Source organism: Butyrivibrio hungatei, assembly GCF_900101605.1.
Classification (GTDB): Bacteria; Bacillota; Clostridia; order Lachnospirales; family Lachnospiraceae; genus Butyrivibrio; species Butyrivibrio hungatei_B.
Window position 1 is genome coordinate 158,930 of the sequence record NZ_FMUR01000006.1, and the last position, 21,861, is coordinate 180,790.

At 42.4% G+C, this 21,861-nt stretch carries 21 protein-coding genes and 1 tRNA gene; 1 reads left to right on the plus strand and 21 read right to left on the minus strand.

From position 1 onward, the window contains the following. Nucleotides 1-17: 17 nt before the first annotated feature. From BLP87_RS05535 to mtaB, 13 genes are all read right to left on the minus strand, one after another. Nucleotides 18-1,019 (minus strand): CPBP family intramembrane glutamic endopeptidase, encoded by a 1,002-nt coding sequence (locus BLP87_RS05535; protein WP_074461805.1) that lies wholly within the window; start codon nucleotides 1,017-1,019, stop codon nucleotides 18-20. 3 nt (nucleotides 1,020-1,022) lie between these two features. Further along, nucleotides 1,023-1,856 carry a CvfB family protein gene (locus BLP87_RS05540; RefSeq protein ID WP_074461806.1) on the minus strand — a complete coding sequence of 278 codons (834 nt, stop codon included), beginning with the start codon at nucleotides 1,854-1,856 and terminating at the stop codon, nucleotides 1,023-1,025. Between the two features lie 80 nt (nucleotides 1,857-1,936). Beyond that, entirely contained in the window at nucleotides 1,937-2,665 is a 729-nt protein-coding gene (locus tag BLP87_RS05545) for an acyl-[acyl-carrier-protein] thioesterase (RefSeq protein ID WP_074461807.1), read from the minus strand. A 61-nt stretch (nucleotides 2,666-2,726) separates the two neighbouring features. Beyond that, a tRNA-Gln gene (locus BLP87_RS05550) sits at nucleotides 2,727-2,799 on the minus strand. 144 nt (nucleotides 2,800-2,943) lie between these two features. After that, nucleotides 2,944-5,055 (minus strand): glutamine synthetase III family protein, encoded by a 2,112-nt coding sequence (locus BLP87_RS05555; protein ID WP_074461808.1) that lies wholly within the window; start codon nucleotides 5,053-5,055, stop codon nucleotides 2,944-2,946. 79 nt (nucleotides 5,056-5,134) lie between these two features. Continuing rightward, nucleotides 5,135-6,376, minus strand: a complete 1,242-nt coding sequence (locus tag BLP87_RS05560) for a peptidase U32 family protein (RefSeq protein WP_074461809.1) — start codon at nucleotides 6,374-6,376, stop codon at nucleotides 5,135-5,137. 16 nt (nucleotides 6,377-6,392) lie between these two features. Further along, nucleotides 6,393-7,034: an O-methyltransferase gene (locus tag BLP87_RS05565; RefSeq protein WP_074461810.1), complete on the minus strand. Its 642-nt coding sequence runs from the start codon at nucleotides 7,032-7,034 to the stop codon at nucleotides 6,393-6,395. After that, nucleotides 7,027-7,566 carry an endolytic transglycosylase MltG gene (locus BLP87_RS05570; protein WP_051199176.1) on the minus strand — a complete coding sequence of 180 codons (540 nt, stop codon included), beginning with the start codon at nucleotides 7,564-7,566 and terminating at the stop codon, nucleotides 7,027-7,029. Before BLP87_RS05570 ends, BLP87_RS05565 begins: the two co-directional genes overlap by 8 nt. 43 nt (nucleotides 7,567-7,609) lie before the next feature. Further along, nucleotides 7,610-9,289 carry a ribonuclease J gene (locus BLP87_RS05575; RefSeq protein WP_026656576.1) on the minus strand — a complete coding sequence of 560 codons (1,680 nt, stop codon included), beginning with the start codon at nucleotides 9,287-9,289 and terminating at the stop codon, nucleotides 7,610-7,612. 58 nt (nucleotides 9,290-9,347) lie between these two features. Continuing rightward, nucleotides 9,348-9,611 (minus strand): DUF1292 domain-containing protein, encoded by a 264-nt coding sequence (locus BLP87_RS05580; protein ID WP_026514412.1) that lies wholly within the window; start codon nucleotides 9,609-9,611, stop codon nucleotides 9,348-9,350. Nucleotides 9,612-9,623: 12 nt separating this feature from the next. Next, the gene (ruvX, locus tag BLP87_RS05585) at nucleotides 9,624-10,046 is read right to left on the minus strand and encodes a Holliday junction resolvase RuvX (RefSeq protein WP_026656575.1); all 423 of its coding nucleotides are present in this window, start codon (nucleotides 10,044-10,046) and stop codon (nucleotides 9,624-9,626) included. A gap of 16 nt (nucleotides 10,047-10,062) precedes the next feature. Beyond that, nucleotides 10,063-10,338, minus strand: coding sequence for an IreB family regulatory phosphoprotein (locus BLP87_RS05590; protein ID WP_026668302.1), 276 nt, complete (start codon nucleotides 10,336-10,338; stop codon nucleotides 10,063-10,065). 107 nt (nucleotides 10,339-10,445) lie between these two features. Continuing rightward, nucleotides 10,446-11,798, minus strand: a complete 1,353-nt coding sequence (mtaB, locus tag BLP87_RS05595; protein WP_074461811.1) for a tRNA (N(6)-L-threonylcarbamoyladenosine(37)-C(2))-methylthiotransferase MtaB — start codon at nucleotides 11,796-11,798, stop codon at nucleotides 10,446-10,448. 54 nt (nucleotides 11,799-11,852) lie between these two features. Here mtaB and BLP87_RS05600 point away from each other — a divergent pair, with 54 nt between their 5' ends. Then, entirely contained in the window at nucleotides 11,853-12,083 is a 231-nt protein-coding gene (locus BLP87_RS05600) for an HPr family phosphocarrier protein (protein ID WP_026656571.1), read from the plus strand. Nucleotides 12,084-12,155: 72 nt separating this feature from the next. On the opposite strand, the gene thiI is transcribed toward BLP87_RS05600, so the two are convergent. From thiI to hrcA, 8 genes are all read right to left on the minus strand, one after another. Continuing rightward, nucleotides 12,156-13,358, minus strand: a complete 1,203-nt coding sequence (thiI, locus tag BLP87_RS05605) for a tRNA uracil 4-sulfurtransferase ThiI (RefSeq protein ID WP_074461812.1) — start codon at nucleotides 13,356-13,358, stop codon at nucleotides 12,156-12,158. A 25-nt stretch (nucleotides 13,359-13,383) separates the two neighbouring features. Continuing rightward, entirely contained in the window at nucleotides 13,384-14,541 is a 1,158-nt protein-coding gene (locus BLP87_RS05610; RefSeq protein WP_074461813.1) for a cysteine desulfurase family protein, read from the minus strand. A 3-nt stretch (nucleotides 14,542-14,544) separates the two neighbouring features. Continuing rightward, complete coding sequence (locus BLP87_RS05615) at nucleotides 14,545-15,297, minus strand: RsmE family RNA methyltransferase (protein WP_074461814.1); 753 nt, start codon at nucleotides 15,295-15,297, stop codon at nucleotides 14,545-14,547. Next, nucleotides 15,297-16,334 carry a 50S ribosomal protein L11 methyltransferase gene (gene prmA / locus BLP87_RS05620; RefSeq protein ID WP_074461815.1) on the minus strand — a complete coding sequence of 346 codons (1,038 nt, stop codon included), beginning with the start codon at nucleotides 16,332-16,334 and terminating at the stop codon, nucleotides 15,297-15,299. The genes BLP87_RS05615 and prmA overlap by 1 nt, the downstream gene beginning before the upstream one ends. A gap of 279 nt (nucleotides 16,335-16,613) precedes the next feature. After that, nucleotides 16,614-17,795: a molecular chaperone DnaJ gene (dnaJ, locus tag BLP87_RS05625; RefSeq protein ID WP_074461816.1), complete on the minus strand. Its 1,182-nt coding sequence runs from the start codon at nucleotides 17,793-17,795 to the stop codon at nucleotides 16,614-16,616. A 101-nt stretch (nucleotides 17,796-17,896) separates the two neighbouring features. After that, nucleotides 17,897-19,777 carry a molecular chaperone DnaK gene (dnaK, locus tag BLP87_RS05630; RefSeq protein ID WP_074461817.1) on the minus strand — a complete coding sequence of 627 codons (1,881 nt, stop codon included), beginning with the start codon at nucleotides 19,775-19,777 and terminating at the stop codon, nucleotides 17,897-17,899. 81 nt (nucleotides 19,778-19,858) lie between these two features. Beyond that, a complete protein-coding gene (gene grpE / locus BLP87_RS05635; protein ID WP_074461818.1) occupies nucleotides 19,859-20,548 on the minus strand; it encodes a nucleotide exchange factor GrpE in 690 nt (229 codons plus the stop codon). Nucleotides 20,549-20,598: 50 nt separating this feature from the next. Next, nucleotides 20,599-21,633, minus strand: coding sequence for a heat-inducible transcriptional repressor HrcA (gene hrcA, locus BLP87_RS05640; protein WP_083334494.1), 1,035 nt, complete (start codon nucleotides 21,631-21,633; stop codon nucleotides 20,599-20,601). Between the last annotated feature and the right edge of the window lie 228 nt (nucleotides 21,634-21,861).

A 21,861-nucleotide genomic window follows, 5' to 3' on the forward strand; every position in this document is an offset into this window, starting at 1 on the left:
TTCTTTTGAGAATTTTATCAAACGCCCTGCAAAGCCACAGCGCTGTAGAACATAAAGCATATCGCCAAGATCATGACGATCACAAGAGGAGCGGTGAAAAGAGACTGCTTTTTTTCTGCAACCTTAACCTCTCCCGCAACATTCATGACGTTCGGATCCTGATTCTTCTTACGGAATTTCAAATTATCGAGATAACTCTTTCTACCTTCAATAGCCGCCATCTTATTAACAATGATAATAGCAATTGCGGTAGATATAACAGCCGCCACGCACAGTACACACAACAAGATCACAAGATACACGCCTTCCGACATATTGGGGAAAAACTGTGACATTACGCCCTCGCTATCTTCTATTTCCTCTGCTGTACCCGATCCCACATATATCGAAATAACTTCAATGGAGTTAAAAACCGCATGTGCTATAAACGACGGTAGGACGCTACCTGTCGCTTCAACCATGAGACAAAACATAAATCCCATAACAGCGCCGTATGCAAACTGATTAAAGTTAAGATGCATCATTCCAAAGAGAACAGCCGATAGGATCATTGATGCAAGTATTCTGCCTGTTCTTCTGTAACTCTGATAGATAACGCCTCTGAATACTATCTCTTCAACAAACGGTCCGAATAAGCCTATTGAAGCAAGCATCAACACAACCGGATGTTCAATTATCTGATTGCTTACGGATGCCACCGCATTATCCACAAACAGCATGGATATCGCATTTACGAACGCAACAAGTGGAAACAACGTAATAACATAAAGCACCGACAATATTGCCGAGCCGATCTTTACCTTCTTGAACGGTATAACAGACCACATTCCCTCACCGCTGTACATTATGACCGAAACAGCAGGAATGAGTATCATCAGCTCACAAAGAGCGTTATTTGCCGGAAGTGAAAGCGCCCTTCCAGTAAACGCCTGCCAAAAAGAAATGTAAACCATAATCACAAACGTTGACAATACCATGAAAAAGAACGCTACGTTTGCTTTTTTGTAATCCATCCTCATATTTTATTTCCTCACAATTGAATCCGGTTTAATCTCAATCTTGCCCTCTTTGAGGAGTCTGCCTACAGCTCTTTTGAACTCGTTCTTACTCATACCGGTCTTTTCGCGAATAAGCGCAGGTGCGGCTTTATCATTAAAAAGAATCTTTCCGCCGCCCTTTTCAAGCATATCAAGAAGCTTCTCCGCATCAGTATCCATCTGAAGATAAGCCTTTTCCCTAATGCTCAGATTGAGTTTTCCGTCTTCCCTCACCGATACAACTCTGGCATTTACGGTGCTTCCGATCTCAATATTTCCGTACAATTCCTTCTTTGGAATAAGTCCCGAATAAATATCGTCAACCGCAACAAATGCTCCAAAGTTGTCACTTAATTCATAAATCGTTCCAATAACCTTATCATCTTTGGAATAAGGACTCTTATCCAAAAGATAATTATATACATTCATAGTAACACAAAGTCTGCTACTCTTATCTATGTACATTGCACAAAGGACTTCTTCACCGGCTTTTACCTTTCTTGTCTGCTCCTTAAAAGGCAAAAGAACGTCCTTTTCAAGTCCCCAGTCCATAAACGCTCCGATTTTGCTCGTTTCTTTTACCTTGAGCATACGAACGTCGCCAAGCATTATCTTAGGTGTTTTGGTCGTTGCGATAAGTCTGTCATCGGAATCCTTGTAAATAAACACTTCCAATCTGCTTCCTATATCGCATCCTTCAGGTACCTGCTTTCCGGGCAAAAGAACTTTTTCGTCACTTCCGCTCTTTTCAGCAAGATATACGCCAAAATCAACTTTCTTTATTATTTCAAGTTCCTGTTTTTCTCCAAGTTTTATCATTTATGTCCCTCCGTCCTCATGGTATATGCAGTGCTCATTTCTGCAATGTCATATTATTTCTCTAAAAATGCATTCCCGTATCATGAAACGACAAGTTCAACCACGCATACGGGTTTTCCGTCTTCTCCGTTAAGACTTACTATGTACTTATCATTATGACCTTTTTTGCCGGTAATAACAACAGGGCAAAGAACATCTCCCAGTCTTGACTGCTTTTTGTACTCCGCACGCATTGCAACAACTTTCAGATCTCTTTTGGGAAGACAGTCCATTGCTATCCTGACATACTGTCCATTATTTACATGATTGTTGGTATCAAGGTTGTGCCTCTTAACCTGTATCTCTTCTCCCCAGAATTTTTCTTCATCTTCCGGAATTTCAATTTTTCTGCCCTCATACTCCATTTCAATTTTGGGTTCAATGGGATAAGCTTTTAAAATTTCATCCGTTATTCTACTGGGAAAACCTTTTTCTATATCCACAAGTGTCCAAATCGAATTTGCTACGGCAAGTCTCTCCCCATCCTTTGTGTCCATGAAGAAATTTCTGTATCCGATAGCGCCTCTCATATCGTACGGAACCGTACCGATCACAACATCCTCACACAGTTTGGGATATCTGTTCACAACAATCTGCCATGACGAAAGAACCCATACAATCCCCTTGTCCCTGAGGTATTCCATTGATGCCGGTCCATCCTGTGTCTGAAATGTCGAGCAATCCTGAAAATAATCTATAAGGGACTCAAGCGTGAGTTCTCCGCTTCTGTCTATTTCGCTGTATCTTATCTTCGATTCAAATGTATACATACGTTTCTCCCGATAAAAAGTAAAAGCGAGATTGTCTCCAATCTCGCTTCTCTCAATATAGCTGGGCTAGTAGGATTCGAACCTACGTAATGACGGAGTCAGAGTCCGTTGCCTTACCGCTTGGCGATAGCCCACCGACAAGAAATGATTATACGTGATGTTTTTTCAAAAAGCAAGTGCTTTTTGAAAATTTCTCTTCTTTTTTTCATAATTTTTTTCAAAAGCTCTATATTTTACGGAAATGCTGATTAAATCAGCATTTCCGATATAAAGTATGATCAACCTTCAAAGAGAAGATCTGCATATGTAGGAATAGGCCAATCCTTTTTGTCAACGAGCATCTCAAGCTTATCGGCAGGAGTTCTGAGTGCCTCCATGATAGGAAGAACTTTATCCTTGTAGAAGAAAGCAAGTTCGCGCTGATCTTTGATCTTGCGTGCTTTCTCTTCGCTTGCCTTAAGCTTATCAAGTGCTTCTTTCATCTTGCCAAGCTGCTCCTGAATTTCCTTAAGCTCAGCAACTTCAACAGATGCATCAACACCTGCCGCCTTGATCTGATTAACATCTGTCGCAACTCTTCCGGCATACTTCATTACTGCAGGAATGATCTGCTTAGAAGCCATGTCGATCATTGTAAGAGCCTCGATGTTGATTGTCTTGGCATATGATTCAAATATGATCTCTCTTCTTGATTCAAGCTCTGTCTTAGTATATACGCCGAATCTGTTGAAAAGTTCGATAGCTTTATCTGTTGTGAGAGTATCTGCTGCTTCAATCGTAGACTTGATATTGGGAAGTCCGCGCTTCTCAGCTTCTTTTACCCACTCATCTGAGTATCCGTCACCATTGAAGATGATTCTCTGGTGTTCTGTGAGATATTCCTTAATAAGATCATGTACTGCCATATCGAAGTCTTCAGCCTTCTCAAGGATATCGGCAGCTTCGCAGAATGTCTCCGCAACGATTGTATTAAGTGTAGTATTTGAGCTTGCCATTGAATCTGATGATCCAACCATTCTGAATTCAAATTTGTTTCCTGTAAATGCGAAAGGTGATGTACGGTTTCTGTCTGTAGCATCCTTCTCAAACTGAGGAAGTGTTGAAACACCGGTCTTGAGCTTGCCACCCTTCTTGCTGGACTTTGCAACGCCTGTCTCGATCAGCTGTCTTACAACGTCCTCAAGCTGTTCTCCGAGGAATACGGAAATAATAGCCGGAGGGGCCTCATCGGCACCGAGTCTGTGATCGTTACCAACGTCTGACGCACTCTGTCTGAGAAGATCTGCGTGTGTATCAACAGCCTTTAAGACACATGCAAGTACGAAAAGGAACTGTACGTTTTTGTTGGGTGTATCACCGGGATCGAGAAGGTTTACACCGTCATCTGTGCAAAGAGACCAGTTGTCGTGCTTACCTGAACCGTTAACGCCTGCAAAAGGCTTCTCGTGAAGAAGGCATCTCATATGATGATGCTCAGCAACACGCTTCATCGTCTCCATAATAATCTGATTGTGATCTACAGCAATATTGGCTGTCTCGTAAACGGGAGCAAGCTCGTGCTGTCCCGGGGCAACCTCGTTGTGCTGTGTCTTATCGGGAACTCCGAGTTTCCAGAGCTCAACGTTGAGGTCGTTCATGAACTCACCGACTCTTTCTCTGATAACTCCGAAGTAATGATCTTCCATCTCCTGTCCCTTGGGAGGCATGGCACCGAAAAGGGTTCTTCCTGTGAAAAGAAGATCCTCTCTCTTCATTGCTTTGTCCCAGTCAACAAGGAAATATTCCTGCTCGGGTCCTACAGATACATTTACTCTTGTAGCTGTAGTATTTCCAAAAAGTTTTACGATTCTGAGTGCCTGCTTGTTAATAGCCTCCATCGATCTGAGAAGAGGAGTCTTCTTATCAAGTGCATCTCCTGTATATGAACAAAAGGCTGTGGGAATGCAAAGTGTAACGCCTGCTCCGGATTCTTTAAGGAATGCAGGTGAAGTAATATCCCATGTCGTATATCCTCTTGCCTCAAATGTGGCTCTGAGTCCACCTGACGGGAAAGATGAAGCATCAGGCTCACCCTTAATCAGCTCTTTTCCTGAAAAAGAAGTAAGCATCCTTCCGTCTTTATCAGCGCTTCCAACAAATGAATCATGTTTCTCGGCTGTAATACCTGTAAGTGGCTGGAACCAGTGCGTATAATGTGTTGCCCCGTTCTCAACAGCCCACTCTTTCATAGCATTTGCGACAACATCGGCAGATTCCTTGGATAATTCTCCGCCATGCTCCGTAACGCTAACAACCTCTTTGTAAACATTCTTTGGAAGTCTTTCTCTCATCTTTGCAAGAGTAAAAACGTTCTGTCCGAATATCTCTTCTACGTTCACCCTATTGCTCATCAGTGCCCCTTTCTATACTGCAAAATTTAACTGTTTAAAAGTTTACATCAACTTTTAAAAAACTACTACCAAAATATTATTATTTTTTCTCATTTTCTTTTGAAGGGACTCTGAGTATGTCATATTTTTCAGCAGGCTCAGAAAGTTCCACATACAAAACCTGTTTGGGATGAGGGCACGATTCCACGCTCTCACCGTCCTCGGTATACATCGCCTTTACGGTAACTTTCACATCGGTTCCGTCAGGCTTCATTATCTCGATATCGTCTCCTACAGAAAACTTGTTTCTCTGCTCAATCTTAGCATAACCTCTGTTATCTATCTCATTTACGATTCCAAGATAAATATACTCATTTACATATGTATTGACATCGTAGATCTGTGTCTCATCGCTTGGCTTTCCAAAATAGAAACCTGTCGTAAATTGTCTGTATGTGCACTTTGATATCTGTTCTTTGTACCAGGGCATATTCTCCCTGTACTTTTCTTCCGATTCGAAGAAATCGTCAATCGCTTTTCTGTATGTTCTTGCAACTGTTGCAACATAGAGGGCCGTCTTCATTCTCCCCTCGATCTTACAGCTGTCAACACCCGCATTCACAAGCTCCGGAATATGTTCGATCATACACAGATCCTTTGAGTTGAAAATATAAGTACCTCTGTCATTCTCATAAACCGGAAGGTACTCACCGGGCCTTTTTTCCTCAACAACCGCATATTTCCATCTGCAAGGATGAGTACAAGCTCCATGATTGGCATCTCTTCCCGTAAAATAGTTGGACAAAAGACATCTTCCGGAATACGAGATGCACATGGCTCCGTGAATGAAGCACTCCATCTCAAGATCCTCCGGAATTTTCTCGGTTATCTCTTTTATCTCATTAAGTGAAAGCTCTCTTGCAGCAACGACTCTCTTTGCGCCAAGCTCATACCAGAATTTATAAGTCTCGTAGTTTGTGTTATTGGCCTGAGTTGAAACGTGAATATCTATCTCGGGGCATATCTTTCTCGCCTTCATAAATATTCCGGGATCTGCGATTATAAGAGCATCGGGTTTAAGCTCTTTTAACTCATGCAGATATCTGTCTACACCGTCAAGATCGTAGTTGTGCGCCAAAATATTCACGGTGACATGTACCTTGACACCGTGCTCGTGGGCAAATTCTATTCCTTCTTTCATCTCTTCGGGGCTAAAGTTCTTCGCCTTAGCTCTGAGTCCAAACGCATCACCGCCTATATAGACAGCATCTGCTCCAAATATAACCGCAGTTTTGAGTACTTCCAAACTGCTTGCCGGAATCAGTAATTCTGGTTTCTTCATTCTAATCTCCATACCTTTACAACTTTACAGACAGTGCCATCCCGTCTCCAACCGTCAAAATAACCGTATTCAACGAATCATTATGTTTAAGTTCATACAGATACTCTCTCATTCTCGCATGAATCGTGCGGTCACGCCTCGTAACGGCAAATCTTGATTCTATAACATCGCCGTCCTGAAGCACATTATCGGAAACGAGCAGACCGCCCTTGTTAAGTATCCTTAAGCACTCGGGTAAAAAATTGATATACTGCGCCTTAGCCGCATCCATAAAAATAAAATCATACCCTTGGGAAAGCGTTTTCAAAATCTCAGTCGCATCACCCTCCAAAAGTGTGATTTTATTGTTAGAATCGTATTTTTTGAAATTCTCTTTTGCTACGGGAATTCTTTTCTCGTATTTTTCTATGGTGGTTATCCGGGTATCTTCATCTGAATATTCCGCCATCAGAAGCGCCGAAAAACCTACAGCGCAGCCAACTTCCAAAATATTTTTAGGTTTGGCCTGCGCCATCAGGAACTTAAGAAGTGCCTGCGTGTCCTTCCTTATAATGGGGACATCGCCGGCCTTCGCTTCTCTTTCTAGTTCATCAAGAAATGGAGTGTTACCTCTGTCCAGCGAATTGATAAACGCTGTCATCCTATCCTGATCAATCACTCTCTTTCTCTTCTCCTTCGCTTTCTTCGGTATCTTCGCCTTCTGTTTCTACAGGCTCTTCCTCTTCCTCAGGAGCAAGATCTTCCTCTTCCTCCAATGCCTTGTTTCCGCCTGAAGACGAATCGGTTGTAGCTTCTACCCATGTCTTGCCATCCTCGCTAAGTACAAGGCCTGACATTGTCTTGAGCATATCTTCGGGAGTCATCTTAGTATTAAGCTCATATGTACCGGCTTTTTCTTTTCCTTTACAATCAGAAAACTTCTCCTGCATCTTAAAGAGTCTCTTATCTTTTATAAGACCTGCATCAGCAAGCTTCTCTGCTATAGCGCCGGCATCGTCTCCGTCTTCAATGGTAACGCTGACTGTTTCTCCGTCACCGTCTCCGTCATACACTGCTGTCTGATTAAAAAGATGATAACCGTAGTAATAAGCTGTCTTTGCGCCTCCAATTATGATAAGCGCTACTACAACTACAAAAACAATCTTTGTTGTGGAATCAAAAATTCCATATCCCAGTTTTCTTGAATTCATATAGCTATTCCCCTTAAGTGATACGACAAATAACCCGTTCGTATCAGAAATTTGTGTCCATGATTATCGGCATTATCATGGGTCTTCTCTTTGTCTTCTTCCATATGTAATCGCTGAGGACTTCTTTAACAATATTCTTAAGCTTGCCCCAGTCAGTCACTCCCTTTTCAAGAGCTTCGGTAACTTCGTCCAAAACAAGATCCGTTGCATCGTCGATCAGCTTGTCCGACTCCCTTACATATACAAATCCTCTTGAAACAATACTCGGTCCGGAAACAAGCTGGCCGCTAGCCTTATCAAGTCCGAATACTACTATTACTATACCATCCTCGGCAAGGTGCTGTCTGTCTCTGAGGACAACATTTCCAACGTCTCCGACTCCAAGTCCGTCAACAAGAATTGCTCCCGCAGAAACCTTTCCTTTTACTTTAGCACTATTTTCATCAAGTTCAAGTATATCACCTGAATGCAATATGAAGATATTTTCTTTTGGTATTCCAAGTTCTTTTGCAATCTTTCTCTGTGCGATAAGATGCCTGTATTCACCGTGAACAGGGATAGAATACTTAGGCTTAACAAGCGTATAGATAAGCTTTATATCTTCCTGACACGCGTGTCCGGAAACATGTACATCCTGGAAAATTACATCAGCGCCCTTCATCTGAAGTTCATTGATTATATTTGTTACAGCCTTCTCATTTCCCGGAATCGGATGAGATGAGAAAATAACCGTATCTCCGGCACCGATAGAAATCTTTCTGTGCTGTCCGCTTGCCATTCTGCTGAGGGCAGCCATACTCTCTCCCTGACTTCCGGTTGTAATGATAACTGTCTTGTTGTCAGGATAGTTCTTGATATTATCGATATCGACAAGTGTGTCATCCGGAATCTGAAGACACTCAAGTCTCTGGGCAATATCAATGATGCTGACCATGCTTCGGCCTTCAATAACAACTTTTCTTCCGCACTTGTGTGCTGTATTTATGATCTGCTGAACTCTGTCAACGTTGGATGCGAATGTTGCGATAATTATTCTTGAATTCTCATGTTCTTCAAAAAGATTGTCAAAAGCTCTTCCGACAGTCTTCTCAGAAGCAGTAAATCCCGGTCTCTCAGCATTTGTAGAATCGCACATGATTGCCAAAACGCCTTTTTTACCAATCTCAGCAAATCTCTGAAGATCGATCGGATCTCCAAAGACGGGTGTGTAATCAACCTTGAAATCTCCGGTATGAACCACGGTTCCAGCAGGCGAATAGATTGCAAGCGCCGCTGCATCTACAATAGAATGATTTGTTCTGATGAACTCGACTCTAAACTGGCCGAGATTGATAGACTGTCCGAATTTTACAACTTTTCTTCTGGTGCTCTTAAGTAAATTATGCTCCTCGAGCTTGTGCTCGATAATTCCCATTGTAAGCCTTGTCGCATACACAGGGACATTAAGCTCATGCAAAATGTAAGGAAGCGCTCCGATGTGATCTTCGTGGCCGTGAGTGATCACAAAGCCCTTCACCTTATCGATGTTCTCCTGTAAAAAAGTAACATCGGGGATTACAAGGTCGATTCCCAACATATCGTCATCAGGGAAAGACAGACCGCAATCCACTACAATAATACTGTCTTCATATCTGAAGGCAGTGATATTCATTCCAATCTGCTCAAGACCACCCAAAGGTATGATCTGCAGTTTGGACTCGTTTTCAGTTTTTTTCTTGCTCAATAATTATTCCTCCACTTCTATGGCGGATGCGTAGAACCGGATATTAACCTTTTGCCCGTTAAATATCGAGATCTATGCCATCCTCAGAAAGCAGCTTACGAAATACACCTGCAACTGCATCCAGTTCCAAGTCGTCGTCTACAATAACATAAACCGCTTCTTCATCTTTTATATCGGAGTCGTCGCGCAAAATCAGCGCCTCTCCGTCACCATCTTCTTCATCTGTGACAAGTAAATAAGTCTTTGCACCTATCACTGTCTGCTCGAGGCAATAAAACTCTACAGCTTCACCACCGTCGGGACTAAATATAATCTTTTCCAAAATTAATCACCATTATTCTTTTCTGTTATCCAGATAATCCTGAAGGATAACTTGCGCAGCGATCATATCGACATACTCTTTTCTTTCACGACCTTTTATTCCGAGTTCGTCCATAATCTCATCGGCTGCTACTGTTGTAAGTCTTTCATCCCACATTATCACGGGGACATCGGTACGTCTTTCTATTCTATCCTTGAATTCAAGGCACAACTGCGAACGCTCAGAAGGCGTCATATCCATATTGACGGGGAGGCCCAAAACTATCTTCTCTACGCCGTAAGTGGTTATGAGTTCTTCTATGCGTGCCAGTGTTCTTCTAAGTTTGTTTTCTTCTTTCCTACGGATTATTTCTTTTCCCTGCGCAGTAAGAAGCAGCTCATCACTCAAAGCCACCCCTACAGTTCGAGATCCGTAATCAAGACCCATTATTCGCATTGATACTACTCTCTTATTATTTTCTTGCCCACTCGTTGCTCTTGATATACTCTGTAAGCATCTCTTCCACAAGTTCATCACGCTCAACCTTCATAATAAGGCTTCTTGCTCCCTTATGGCTTGTGATATAAGTCGGATCGCCTGACATAATGTAACCTACGATCTGATTAACCGGATTGTATCCTTTCTCAAGCAGGGCATCATAAACAACCGAAAGAACTTTTTTAACACCCGTATCAGGATCAGCTTCGACTTTAAAAAACTGAGTGTTACCCAAATTCTGTTCTGCCATATTTTTATCTCCATTCATCATAAAAAATTTTATATTTTGAAGCTGCCATAAACCGGCCGCTTAAATTCTGATATTTCACTATATATCTTAATATTACACTACTGTATTCAAATAAGCAATGTATCGGTATTCAGAAATCTTCTCGGAATCACCTTGGAAATCTCACCGCTTATCGCACCATAAGCGTTTGCTTCGCTCTCGGGAACCGCAACTCTGACATACCTGTCAGTATGACCGATAACATATGTAATCTTATTTATCTCTTCGGTATCTTCCCAGAGAACCGAAAGTTCTTTGCCAATGAACCCTTCTCGGTAGCTCTTTGACTGTGCTTTTGTAAGATCCAGAAGTACATCACTTCTCTCACTCTTCTGCCTGTCAGTGAGCTGTTCCTTCATTCCGGCAGCAACCGTGCCTTTTCTCGGCGAATACTTAAAGACATGTATTTCGTAGAAGTTAATGTCTTCCACAAATTTTCTGCACTCTTCAAATTCTTCCTCTGTCTCGCCCGGAAAGCCGACAATAATATCGGTTGTTATCGCAGGATTTTCGAACACTTCACGAAGATACTCTACTCCTGCCTTAAAATCTGCAGACGTATAATGTCTGTTCATTCTCTTAAGAACAGAATCCGATCCGCTCTGAAGCGAAAGATGGAAATGAGGACAAAGTTTTTTCAGTGCTCCAAGCCTCTTTGCATTTTCTCTTGTTATGATTCTCGGCTCTAATGAGCTCAGTCTTACGCGCTCAAGTCCTTCTATGCCATTTATCTTTTCCACAAGATCAATGATCGCGGACTCTCCCTTATCCACACCGTAAGAACTTATGTGGATTCCGGTAAGGACAACTTCCTTACAGCCCTTCTTCACAAGCCCTTCAATCTCAGCCAGAATGTCATCCATATCCCTACTGCGAATTCTGCCTCTTGCATACGGAATGACACAATATGTACAGAACTGGTTACATCCGTCCTGAATCTTGATATAAGCTCTTGTTCTTCCGGGAAGTTCGCTAAGTGTCATATCTTCATATTCGGAAGTCTTATTTATATCTATTATGGATGTTCCGCCGAGTGTCTTGTCGTCATACTCGTTCCTTACTTCAAGAAATTCATCAAGGATCTCGACTATCTCTGCCTTTTTGTTATTTCCCACCGCAAGATCGATACATTCATCCTTTTTGACGCCTTCAATGCCGGTCTCAACATAGCATCCGACTGCTACAACAACGGAATCCGGATTCTCTTTTTTGGCCTTATGAAGCATCTGTCTGGATTTCCTGTCGGCGATATTTGTCACTGTGCATGTATTGATAATATAGACGTCTGCCTTCTCTCCAAACGGCACAATTATACCGCCCGCTTCCTTGATTTTCTGGCTCATGACATCCATCTCATAATTATTTACTTTGCACCCAAGATTATGCAACGCAATCTTTAGGTTTCTGATGTTTTTTTGCATTGACTTTTACACTTTCTACGTTTACTATAAAGAAAAGAAGGAGGTATTTGCGCAATGAAGACCGTTAAGATTTCACTCAATTCTATCGACAAGGTAAAATCCTTCGTAAACGACATCACAAAGTTTGATTATGACTTCGATCTCGTTTCGGGAAGATATGTTATCGATGCAAAATCTATTATGGGTATTTTTTCACTCGACCTTTCTAAGCCGATTGATCTTAATATCCACGCTGAGGACGGTGCAGACGAAGTTCTCGACATCTTAAAACCTTATTTGATCTGATAAAAAATCAGATCCCCAAAAAAGATTATTCAGGTCATCCCGCATGGGATGACCTTTTTTTGCGCAGAGCACTTACTTCTCTATCACAATCACTTCATCTGTCTCAAGTGCAGTTTTCACAAGTTCATCGATCTTCTCACTGAGATTCTCTTCATGTTTCCTGATAATATCAGCCCTGGGCTTTGTAACCGGATGCTTTGCTACGAATATCGTGCAGCAATCCTCATAAGGAAGTATTGATGTCTCATATGCATCAATTTTGTAAGAGATATCCACAATATCCTGTTTATCAAATGCGATAAGAGGTCTGTAAACAGGGATATCGGTAACAACCTCGCCCGTGCACATAAGACTCTGCATGGTCTGAGATGCAACCTGCCCGATACTCTCGCCTGTAACAAGTCCCATACATCCTGAATTCTGAGCAAGCGTATCGGCGATTCTCATCATGTATCTTCTCATGATTATAGTAAGCTCATCATGAGGACACTGTTTGTAAATATACATCTGTATATCTGTAAAGTTAATGACATGCAGTTTTACTTTTCCTGTATATTTTGCAATGACACCTGCAAGGTCTATTACTTTCTGTTTAGCCTTCTCACTTGTATATGGAGGAGCATTAAAATAAACAGCCTCGATATCAACACCTCTTTTAGCAATCATATATCCTGCTACAGGAGAATCAATTCCTCCCGATAAAAGAAGCATTGCCTTTCCGGCAGTTCCGATCGGCATTCCGCCGGGTCCCGGGATAACCTCTGAGAAAATGTTGAGCTTCTCTCGTATCTCAACATTAATAAGAATATCCGGGTTATGCACATCAACTTTCATCTCGCTGTATGCATCAAGAATCCTTGCTCCGAGTTCCGCAGCAAGCTCCATTGAATCCATGGGATAGCTCTTATCTACTCTTCTTACTTTAACCTTGAATGTCTTGTTCTTTACAGGATAAACTCCGTCAACGAAATCAATCACTGCCTTTGCAACTCCGTCAACATCGGGAAGACGGTTCTCTCCGTCTCTTTCGATTGAAACTGCAGGGCATATTCCCGTAACACCAAACACGGTCTTGAGCTGTCCGACTGTCTCGTCAAAATCAAAGTCCTTTGCTTCAACGTACATTCTTCCCGCAACTCTTGAAACTTCAAATTCACCGTCACACTTTGAAAGAACTCTCTCTATCTGCTTAACAAGCGCTTCCTCAAAGATATATCTGTTTTTTCCCTTAACGCCGATCTCGGCATATTTAATTACAAAAGCATGATACTGCATATCTACTCCTCATTTTCTAAAGACGTCAGTGGCGATAGAACATTCTCATATTCTCAACCTGCGAACAAAGTGTATCAAGGAAAAAGTCAATCTCCTCCTTGGTTGTCATAACTGACATACTAATCCTTATCGTGGATTCAAGAAGTTCTCTTTCAACTCCCACAGCAACAAGCGTATCCGATACATGCGGATTGTTTGATGAACATGCGCTTCCCGCAGAAACATAGATTTTCTTACTGCTAAGCATGTTAAGAACTGTCTCAGCCGCAAGTCCTCTTATAGAAAGGCTCACGATGTGCGGTGCTCCGTCCTCACAAGAAGGTCCGTTTATTTTAATATCGGTTATTCTCTCATTAAGCGAATCAATGAGATATTTCTTAAGTTCATACAACTTTCCGATACGATTTTTAAAATCATCATGGCACATCTTGGCTGCAAGGGCAAGCCCCGCGATTCCCGGAACGTTCTCGGTTCCCGATCTCATGCCTTTCTGCTGACCTCCGCCGTAGTTTATAGGCACGATCTTGGTTCCTTTTTTGATATATAAAAAACCTACTCCCTTTGGTCCATGTATCTTATGACTGCTTACGGACATAAGGTCTATATTCATTGCTCTTGGACGGATCTGAACTTTACCGTATGCCTGAACCGCATCCACATGGAAAACAATGTCTTTGTTTATTGCCTTTATAAGTTGTCCCGCTTCTGCAACAGGTTCAATGGTCCCGATCTCATTATTTACAAACATCATAGACACAAGAATAGTGTCTTCTCTTATCGCAGATTTAAGGTCATCAAGGCTCACTTTTCCTTCATGATCGACAGGAAGATAAGTTATCTCAAATCCCTCTTTCTGCAGATATTCCATAGTCACAAGTACCGCAGGGTGCTCGATCGATGTGGTTATGATGTGCTTTCCGCGCCACTTATTTGCTCTTGCGGCACCGATTATGGCAAAATTATCAGATTCTGTTCCGCCCGAAGTAAAGACTATCTCATTGCTGTCAACTTTAAGCGTTGATGCAATAGTCTCTCTCGCCTGTGCAAGCCTTTCTCCGGAAACAAGTCCCATGTGATGGACACTTGATGGATTTCCGTATTCTTCTTTCATTATCTTAGCTACAAGGTCCGCAACTTCATCAAATGCTCTTGTTGTAGCCGAATTATCCAAATATGCTTCCATTTCTCATCCTTCTAAATGATACATAAGCCATGAAATAATCGTAAAACCTGCTGTTTCTGTTCTGAGTATTCTCTTTCCGAGTGTTATCGGAAGAACTCCGTTTTCCTTGGCAAGTGCCACTTCCTCTTCCGAAAAACCGCCTTCCGGTCCGATAAATACAGCGATATTTTCTCCGGGCTTTATACCCTCAATTATCTTCTTGGTTTCATCTATATGCTCGGCAAGCTCATAGGGTATGAGCTTTACGTCAAGATCTTTTGCATACTCTATTGCCTGCTTCATCGTCATCGGTTCTTTCACCACAGGGATGACCGCTCTCTTACTCTGCTTGGCTGCCGCCTCCGCTATTGCCTGCCATCTCTTGACTTTTGATTCAGCTTTTTTTGCATCAAGCTTAACTATACACCTTTTGGTAGACATAGGTATAATCTCAAAAGCTCCGAGTTCAACAGCCTTCTGAATGATGAGCTCCATTTTATCAACCTTCGGAAGTCCCTGGAAAAGATAGATCTTAGACGGAAGTTCATTTCCCACTTCCTCTACAAAGCAAAGTTTCCCGACAACGCTTGTCTTATTGATCTCTTCAATCTCATAAAAGAGCTCTCTGCCGTCGTTTTCTTCTCTGATGCTTACAGAAAACTGCTCTCCGACCTTCATCCTGAGCACATTTGCTATATGATTGTAATCCGCTCCGACTATATCAACACGCTTTAAATCAGGACTTACCTGCGCGCTTTCAACAAAAAAATGGTACATCAATTTTTCCTCGATGTGATAGAAACCCAGTCTCCTTGATGATGGATCTCAAGTATCTCAAGTCCGGCATCAAGATGTGCTTTTTTGACTTCTTCCTCTTTAGTGTCGATTATTCCCGATGTGATATATATTCCGCCGCTCTTAAGATTGTTCATAATAACCGGTGTGAGTGGAACAAGTACGTTTGCAAGTATGTTCGCAACAACAATATCATACTTATCATATCCGACTTTGTCCTGTATCTCTTTGTCATCTATGATATTTCCGATCATCATGTCAAACTTATCGGGACTTATGTTGTTGTTCTCCATATTTTCTTTTACCGCGGGAACGGCACATTCATCAAGATCTGTTCCGACAGCGTGCTTTGCACCGAACATAAGAGAAAGAATGGAAAGAACTCCGCTTCCCGTTCCTACATCTAAAAGTTCCGTCTCAGGTGTAACGTACTTTCTGAGCATTCTGATGCAGAGCTGGGTAGTTTCATGCATTCCTGTTCCAAAAGCTGTTCCGGGATCTATGTGAAGAACCATCTCAGCCTTTTCTTTATCCTCATCGGTTTCTTTCTCCCATGAAGGGATAATAAGAACATCATCTATATAAAACTTATGAAAATACTGCTTCCAGTTGTTTATCCAGTCAATATCTTCCGTTACATCAACAGAAACTGTCCCGTCGCCTATATCTGTAAAAGCTTTGAGTTCGGCAAGCTTTTCTTTTATCTGTGAAAGCATTTCATCAGGAGTTCTCTTAACCGTGGCATATTCACCGTTATCATCCGGATACTCGACCGTCAGCATGTTATTATCATCGATTTCCAAAAAGAAATTGAGATAAGCGACGCCTTCTTCTATTCCTGTCTCTGTATTATCAGGCTCAAGCTCGGGCGCATCAATAAACATCTGCTCTTTATCGGAAGCTGTCAACGGCGCATTATCTTCAATCTGCGCACCTTCAAGCCCTATATCTTCCAGGTAACTTATTATGATATCTTCCGCCTCTTCGTTTGTACGAACTCTAAAACGCATCCATTTCATATCTTTTCACCTATATATAATTGTAAATATTTTGTGATATACGAATTGCTTCATGGCATACGCCATTCTCGCAATTCTACAGAAATTCGGAAAACGCTAATTTACTTCGTAAATTGCTATTTCCTCATTTCTGTTCGGGTCATAAAGTCGAAATGCTACTCATGCAAGCATGCACGCATTTCCGACTTATGACTCCTATATCACAAAAACTTCCGTAGTCATTTCTAACTACGGAAGTATACCACAAATCAATTCATAAGCAAAATTTATAAGTAAATTTTATTTCCAAAATGATTTCTTTTTCTTGCTGCCGGGATTATCTCCTCCGGGATCTTTATCCTTGGAATCCATCATGCGCTCTGCTGCTGTAAGAGAGTCACCTGTGAGTTCATCAAATTTCTTAAGAATGTCTTTTGCTTCTTTTGAAATTTTCTCGGGAACCTGCACAACAAGTGTTACATAGTGATCGCCGCGAACCGACTTATCTCTGAGCGAAGGAACGCCTTTTCCGCGAAGTCTCACTCTTGTATCCGTCTGAGTTCCGGCCTTCACATCATAAGCGACCTTACCGTCTACAGTATCGATAAGAACCGTTCCTCCGAGAGTTGCAACCGCAAATGATACCGGCACCATGGAATAAATGTCGTATCCCTCTCTCTGGAAGATAGGATGATCTGAGATGATAACTTCAACAAGAAGATCTCCTCTCGGGCCACCGTTTATTCCAGGCTCACCCTTATCACGGATTCGTACACTCTGTCCGTTATCTATACCTGCAGGGATCGTAACCTGAATCTTTTTCCTGCTTGCGATATATCCTGTTCCGTGGCAATCGGTACACTTATCCTTGATAACTTTACCTGTTCCGCCACATTCCGGACATGTCTGGACATTTCTTACAGTGCCAAAGAATGACTGCTGTGTATATACAATCTGTCCTTTTCCTCCGCACTTAGGACATGTCTGTGCCGAAGTTCCGGGCTTAGCACCGGTTCCATGACATGTAGGGCAGGGGTCTTTTATCGTAAGATCAAGTTCTTTCTCGCAGCCAAATACAGCTTCGAGGAAAGTAATCCTTACGCTGGCACGCAGATTGGCTCCCTTAGAAGGGCCACTTCTTGCGCCGCCACGTGACCTTCCGCCTCCGAAGAAATCTCCGAATATATCTCCGAATATGTCTCCGAAATCCGCACCGTTAAAATCAAATCCGCCAAATCCACCGGATCCGCCTTCAAAAGCAGCATGACCAAACTGATCGTACTGTCTCTTTTTCTCAGGATCGCTGAGTACGGCATATGCTTCGGAAGCTTCTTTAAACTTCTCTGCTGCAGATGCGTCTCCGGGATTCATGTCAGGATGATATTTTTTAGCAAGTACACGATATGCTTTTTTAATCTCATCATCAGAGGCACTCTTACTTACTCCGAGAACCTCATAGTAGTCACGCTTTTGCTCTGCCATAACACTCCTCAAATATCATCAAATTTTCTCTCTGTTTCAAAATGCTCCGAATAGCCAGGCGATTATTCGTCTGGCTATCAGAATCTTTATCGTAAAACTAATTATACTTCTCTGTAATCGCCGTCAACAACGTTATCATTGTTATCAGCTGCATTTGAAGCACCGCCCATGTCAGGACCTGCTCCTGCTGCACCCATATCAGGGCCGGCACCTGCTGCCTGAGCACCTTCATACATCTTAGCAAAGAGTGCCTGAGCATCAGTCATAAGCTTTTCTTTCTGGCTCTTGAGAGAATCAATCTCGCTGTCTGAAAGCTCTTTATCCTTTGTGCTCTCGAGAGTTTCCTTAAGAGCTTTGATGTCATCCTCAACTACCTGCTTCTGTGAAGCGTCTATCTTGTCGCCAACTTCCTGAAGAGCTTTCTCAGTCTGGAATACAAATGAATCAGCATCGTTACGCGCATCAATTCCTTCTTTACGCTTCTTATCCTGTGCTTCATATTCCTGAGCCTCCTTAACAGCCTTATCGATATCCTCATCAGACATGTTTGATCCTGCTGTAATTGTGATGTGCTGCTCTTTTCCTGTTCCAAGATCCTTAGCAGATACATTAACGATACCGTTTGCATCGATATCAAATGTTACCTCGATCTGAGGAACACCTCTCATTGCCGGAGGAATTCCGTCAAGTCTGAACTGTCCGAGTGACTTATTGTCCTTAGCGAACTGTCTCTCACCCTGAAGGACGTTGATATCAACGGCTGTCTGATTGTCAGCTGCTGTTGAGAATACCTGGCTCTTCTTTGTAGGAATAGTTGTATTACGCTCGATAAGTCTTGTAGCAACACCACCCATTGTCTCGATTGAAAGTGAAAGAGGTGTTACATCAAGAAGAAGGATATCACCTGCGCCTGCATCTCCAGCGAGCTTACCACCCTGGATAGAAGCACCGATAGCAACGCACTCATCGGGGTTAAGGTTCTTTGAAGGCTCCTGGCCTGTAAGCTGCTTAACCTTCTCAACTACGCAAGGAACACGAGTTGATCCACCTACAAGGAGAACCTTTCCGATATCTGAATTTGTAAGACCTGCATCTTTCATAGCGTTCTGAACAGGGATTGCTGTTCTCTCAACAAGGTCATGGATAAGTTCTTCGAATTTAGCTCTTGTAAGGTCTACATCGAAGTGCTTAGGGCCATCAGCGCCTGCTGAAATGAAAGGAAGGTTGATATTTGTTGTTGTTGATGAAGAAAGCTCTTTCTTAGCCTTCTCTGCAGCTTCCTTAAGTCTCTGCATAGCCATCTTATCGCCTGAAAGATCAACGCCTTCTTTGCTCTTGAAGTCCTGAACCATCCAGTTGATGATAGCCTGGTCGAAGTCATCACCACCAAGGTGTGTATCACCGTTTGTAGAAAGAACTTCGATGACACCGTCACCGATCTCGATGATTGATACGTCGAATGTACCACCACCAAGGTCATAAACCATGATCTTCTGCTCTTTCTCGTTATCAAGTCCGTAAGCAAGTGCAGCTGCTGTAGGCTCGTTGATGATTCTCTTAACCTCAAGACCTGCGATCTTACCTGCGTCCTTAGTTGCCTGACGCTGTGCGTCATTGAAGTATGCGGGAACTGTGATTACAGCTTCAGATACTTTCTCGCCAAGGTACTGCTCTGCATCAGCTTTGAGCTTCTGAAGGATCATAGCTGAAATCTGCTGAGGTGAGTATTTCTTTCCGTCGATTGTACGACCGTTGTCTGTACCCATATCTCTCTTGATTGAAGAGATTGTATTGTCTGCATTTGTAACTGCCTGACGCTTAGCGGGTTCACCAACTATTCTCTCGCCGTTCTTTGTGAAAGCAACGATTGAAGGTGTTGTTCTGGCTCCCTCTGCATTAGCGATAACAGTAGGCTTTCCGCCTTCCATAACTGCTACGCAGCTATTTGTTGTACCTAAGTCGATACCGATAATTTTACTCATTTCTACTTTTCCTCCGTTATAAAAATTGAATTATTTACGTATTGATATACAGTGATATTGATTTGTCTTTTTCTATACCACTCACTGGGTAACACCAACCATGCTGTGTCTGAGCACGGTGTCGTGGAACATATATCCCTTTTGAAGTTCCTGTGCAACAATTCCGGATTCATATTCCTCGCTCTCCACCTGCATAACCGCATTGTGGAAGTTGGGATCGAATTCTTTACCCACAGCTTCAATCGGGGTTACTCCAAGATCTTCCATCTGCTTCATAAGCTGCTTATAGATCTTGTTCATACCGTCTGCAAAAGCTCCGTCTTTTTCCGCTTCGGGAACTGCCTGAAGCCCTCGCTCAAAATTATCTATTACAGGGAGAAGCTTCTCGAGAATGCTTCCCTGGCCCTGCTCAAACATCTGGGCTTTTTCTTTGTCAGTTCTTTTTCTGAAATTATCAAACTCAGCAACCTGTCTTATAAGTCTGTCATTGAGTTCATCAATTTTTTCTTTGAGAGGGTCCTTTTTTTCTTTTTTATTAAAAAGACCTTTCTTCTTATCTCCTGATTCTTCTTCGGAAGTTTCTTCATTCTCTTCCGCGGAAGCTTCCTCTTCAGAAATTTCTGCCTCGGCTTCGGCTTTTTCAGCAGCCTCCTTATTCTCCTTGGCTTCCTCTTCAAGCTCTTCCATGATCTCTTCGAGAACTTCCTTCTCCTGCTCGTTTACTTCCTTAGCAGGTTTATCGTGAACTTTTTTCTTATCTGTACTGCTCAATTTAACTTTGCCTCCTCACTCGGTACATCCGTCATCTTACTGACTATGCACTAGCTCTTTTTCTTATACAGCTCATCAAGAGCGTATCTCATATTCTTAAGAGTCGAAATAACTTTGTCATAGTCCATTCTCTTGGGACCGATTATTCCGACTGTACCTTTCATTCCGTCACCAAGTTCATAAGTTGCGGTTACAACACTGCAATCCTTCATTGCCTGAACCGGAGTTTCATTTCCGATATAAACCTGGATTCCTGTCTCTTCCGCGTCGGCAGAAAGAGTATTTTCAACGATGTTGTTAAGATCCTTGCCATCTTCAAACGTACTGATAAGTTCGCTTGCTTTGGCGCTGTCTGTAAGCTCGGGATACTTAAAAATGTTCATCGTTCCGCTTGTATATATCTGAAGGTCATCGTCAGCCGTGATAGACTCTGCCGCAGCATCAATGACGTTTCCTATAATCTCACTGTGTATGCCGGCTTCCTGTTTGACAGAAGCTATAAGTCCGAGGTTAATGTCCTCAACCGCAAGCCCGTCCAACCTTGTATTCAGCAAAATGTTGAGCTTCAACATCGTGGCGTCATCAAGCATTTCCTCGACATTTATGATCTTGTTCTTAATGACATTGCCTTCTATCACAATGGTCGCAAGAAGATGTTCTTCGTCGACCTTAGATATCTGTATAAATTTAAGTTTGTTCTTTCTGATCTGAGGTGCCGAGATCATTGTTGCATAATTGGTATCAACTGCCAGCGTCTTGGCAACCTTCTTAAGGAGTGTCTCAAGCTTCTCTTCTTTATCAAGAAGCATCTCCTTCATATTCTCCACTTCCTGCTCTTTATCGCGAAGCATCTCATCAACGTATACGCGATAACCCTGATCTGAAGGAATACGCCCCGCCGAAGTATGCGGCTGAATGATGAGCCCCATCTCTTCAAGATCCGCCATCTCATTTCTAATCGTTGCCGAGCTGAGATTAAGATCCGTGTACTTGGATATTGTGCGGCTTCCCACAGGTTCGCCCGTCTCGAGGTAGTTTCTGACTATCGCATGAAGTATTTTTCTTTTTCTATCGTCTAATTCCAAAGTGTCCACCTTCCTATGTATTCACCGGTTAAATTCATTGGACGGTAACTTGTTTTTTTGAGTGTTAGCACTCACTCAACTTGAGTGCTAACATCTTCTGTATCATAAATTATCACTCCGGACCATTAATGTCAACATACCTTTTCTAAAAAGTATATAAAGTGGTGGCTTTCATTACGACTGTGCATAAGGTATATATATGAAAATGCTTGTGTTCGGCTGCGGTGT

Bases quoted from the DNA above. Each gene is read 5' to 3' on its own strand.
- BLP87_RS05555 (WP_074461808.1), bottom strand. From the start codon at position 5,055: ATGAGCAATAGGGTGAACGTAGAAGAGATATTCGGACAGAACGTTTTT.
- BLP87_RS05560 (WP_074461809.1), bottom strand. From the start codon at position 6,376: ATGAAGAAACCAGAATTACTGATTCCGGCAAGCAGTTTGGAAGTACTC.
- BLP87_RS05600 (WP_026656571.1), top strand. From the start codon at position 11,853: ATGAAGACCGTTAAGATTTCACTCAATTCTATCGACAAGGTAAAATCC.
- BLP87_RS05590 (WP_026668302.1), bottom strand. From the start codon at position 10,338: ATGGCAGAACAGAATTTGGGTAACACTCAGTTTTTTAAAGTCGAAGCT.
- BLP87_RS05610 (WP_074461813.1), bottom strand. From the start codon at position 14,541: ATGGAAGCATATTTGGATAATTCGGCTACAACAAGAGCATTTGATGAA.
- thiI (WP_074461812.1), bottom strand. From the start codon at position 13,358: ATGCAGTATCATGCTTTTGTAATTAAATATGCCGAGATCGGCGTTAAG.
- ruvX (WP_026656575.1), bottom strand. From the start codon at position 10,046: ATGCGAATAATGGGTCTTGATTACGGATCTCGAACTGTAGGGGTGGCT.
- BLP87_RS05545 (WP_074461807.1), bottom strand. From the start codon at position 2,665: ATGTATACATTTGAATCGAAGATAAGATACAGCGAAATAGACAGAAGC.
- dnaK (WP_074461817.1), bottom strand. From the start codon at position 19,777: ATGAGTAAAATTATCGGTATCGACTTAGGTACAACAAATAGCTGCGTA.
- dnaJ (WP_074461816.1), bottom strand. From the start codon at position 17,795: ATGGCAGAGCAAAAGCGTGACTACTATGAGGTTCTCGGAGTAAGTAAG.
- BLP87_RS05540 (WP_074461806.1), bottom strand. From the start codon at position 1,856: ATGATAAAACTTGGAGAAAAACAGGAACTTGAAATAATAAAGAAAGTT.
- prmA (WP_074461815.1), bottom strand. From the start codon at position 16,334: ATGAAATGGATGCGTTTTAGAGTTCGTACAAACGAAGAGGCGGAAGAT.
- BLP87_RS05570 (WP_051199176.1), bottom strand. From the start codon at position 7,566: ATGAATTCAAGAAAACTGGGATATGGAATTTTTGATTCCACAACAAAG.
- BLP87_RS05615 (WP_074461814.1), bottom strand. From the start codon at position 15,297: ATGTACCATTTTTTTGTTGAAAGCGCGCAGGTAAGTCCTGATTTAAAG.
- BLP87_RS05535 (WP_074461805.1), bottom strand. From the start codon at position 1,019: ATGAGGATGGATTACAAAAAAGCAAACGTAGCGTTCTTTTTCATGGTA.
- mtaB (WP_074461811.1), bottom strand. From the start codon at position 11,798: ATGCAAAAAAACATCAGAAACCTAAAGATTGCGTTGCATAATCTTGGG.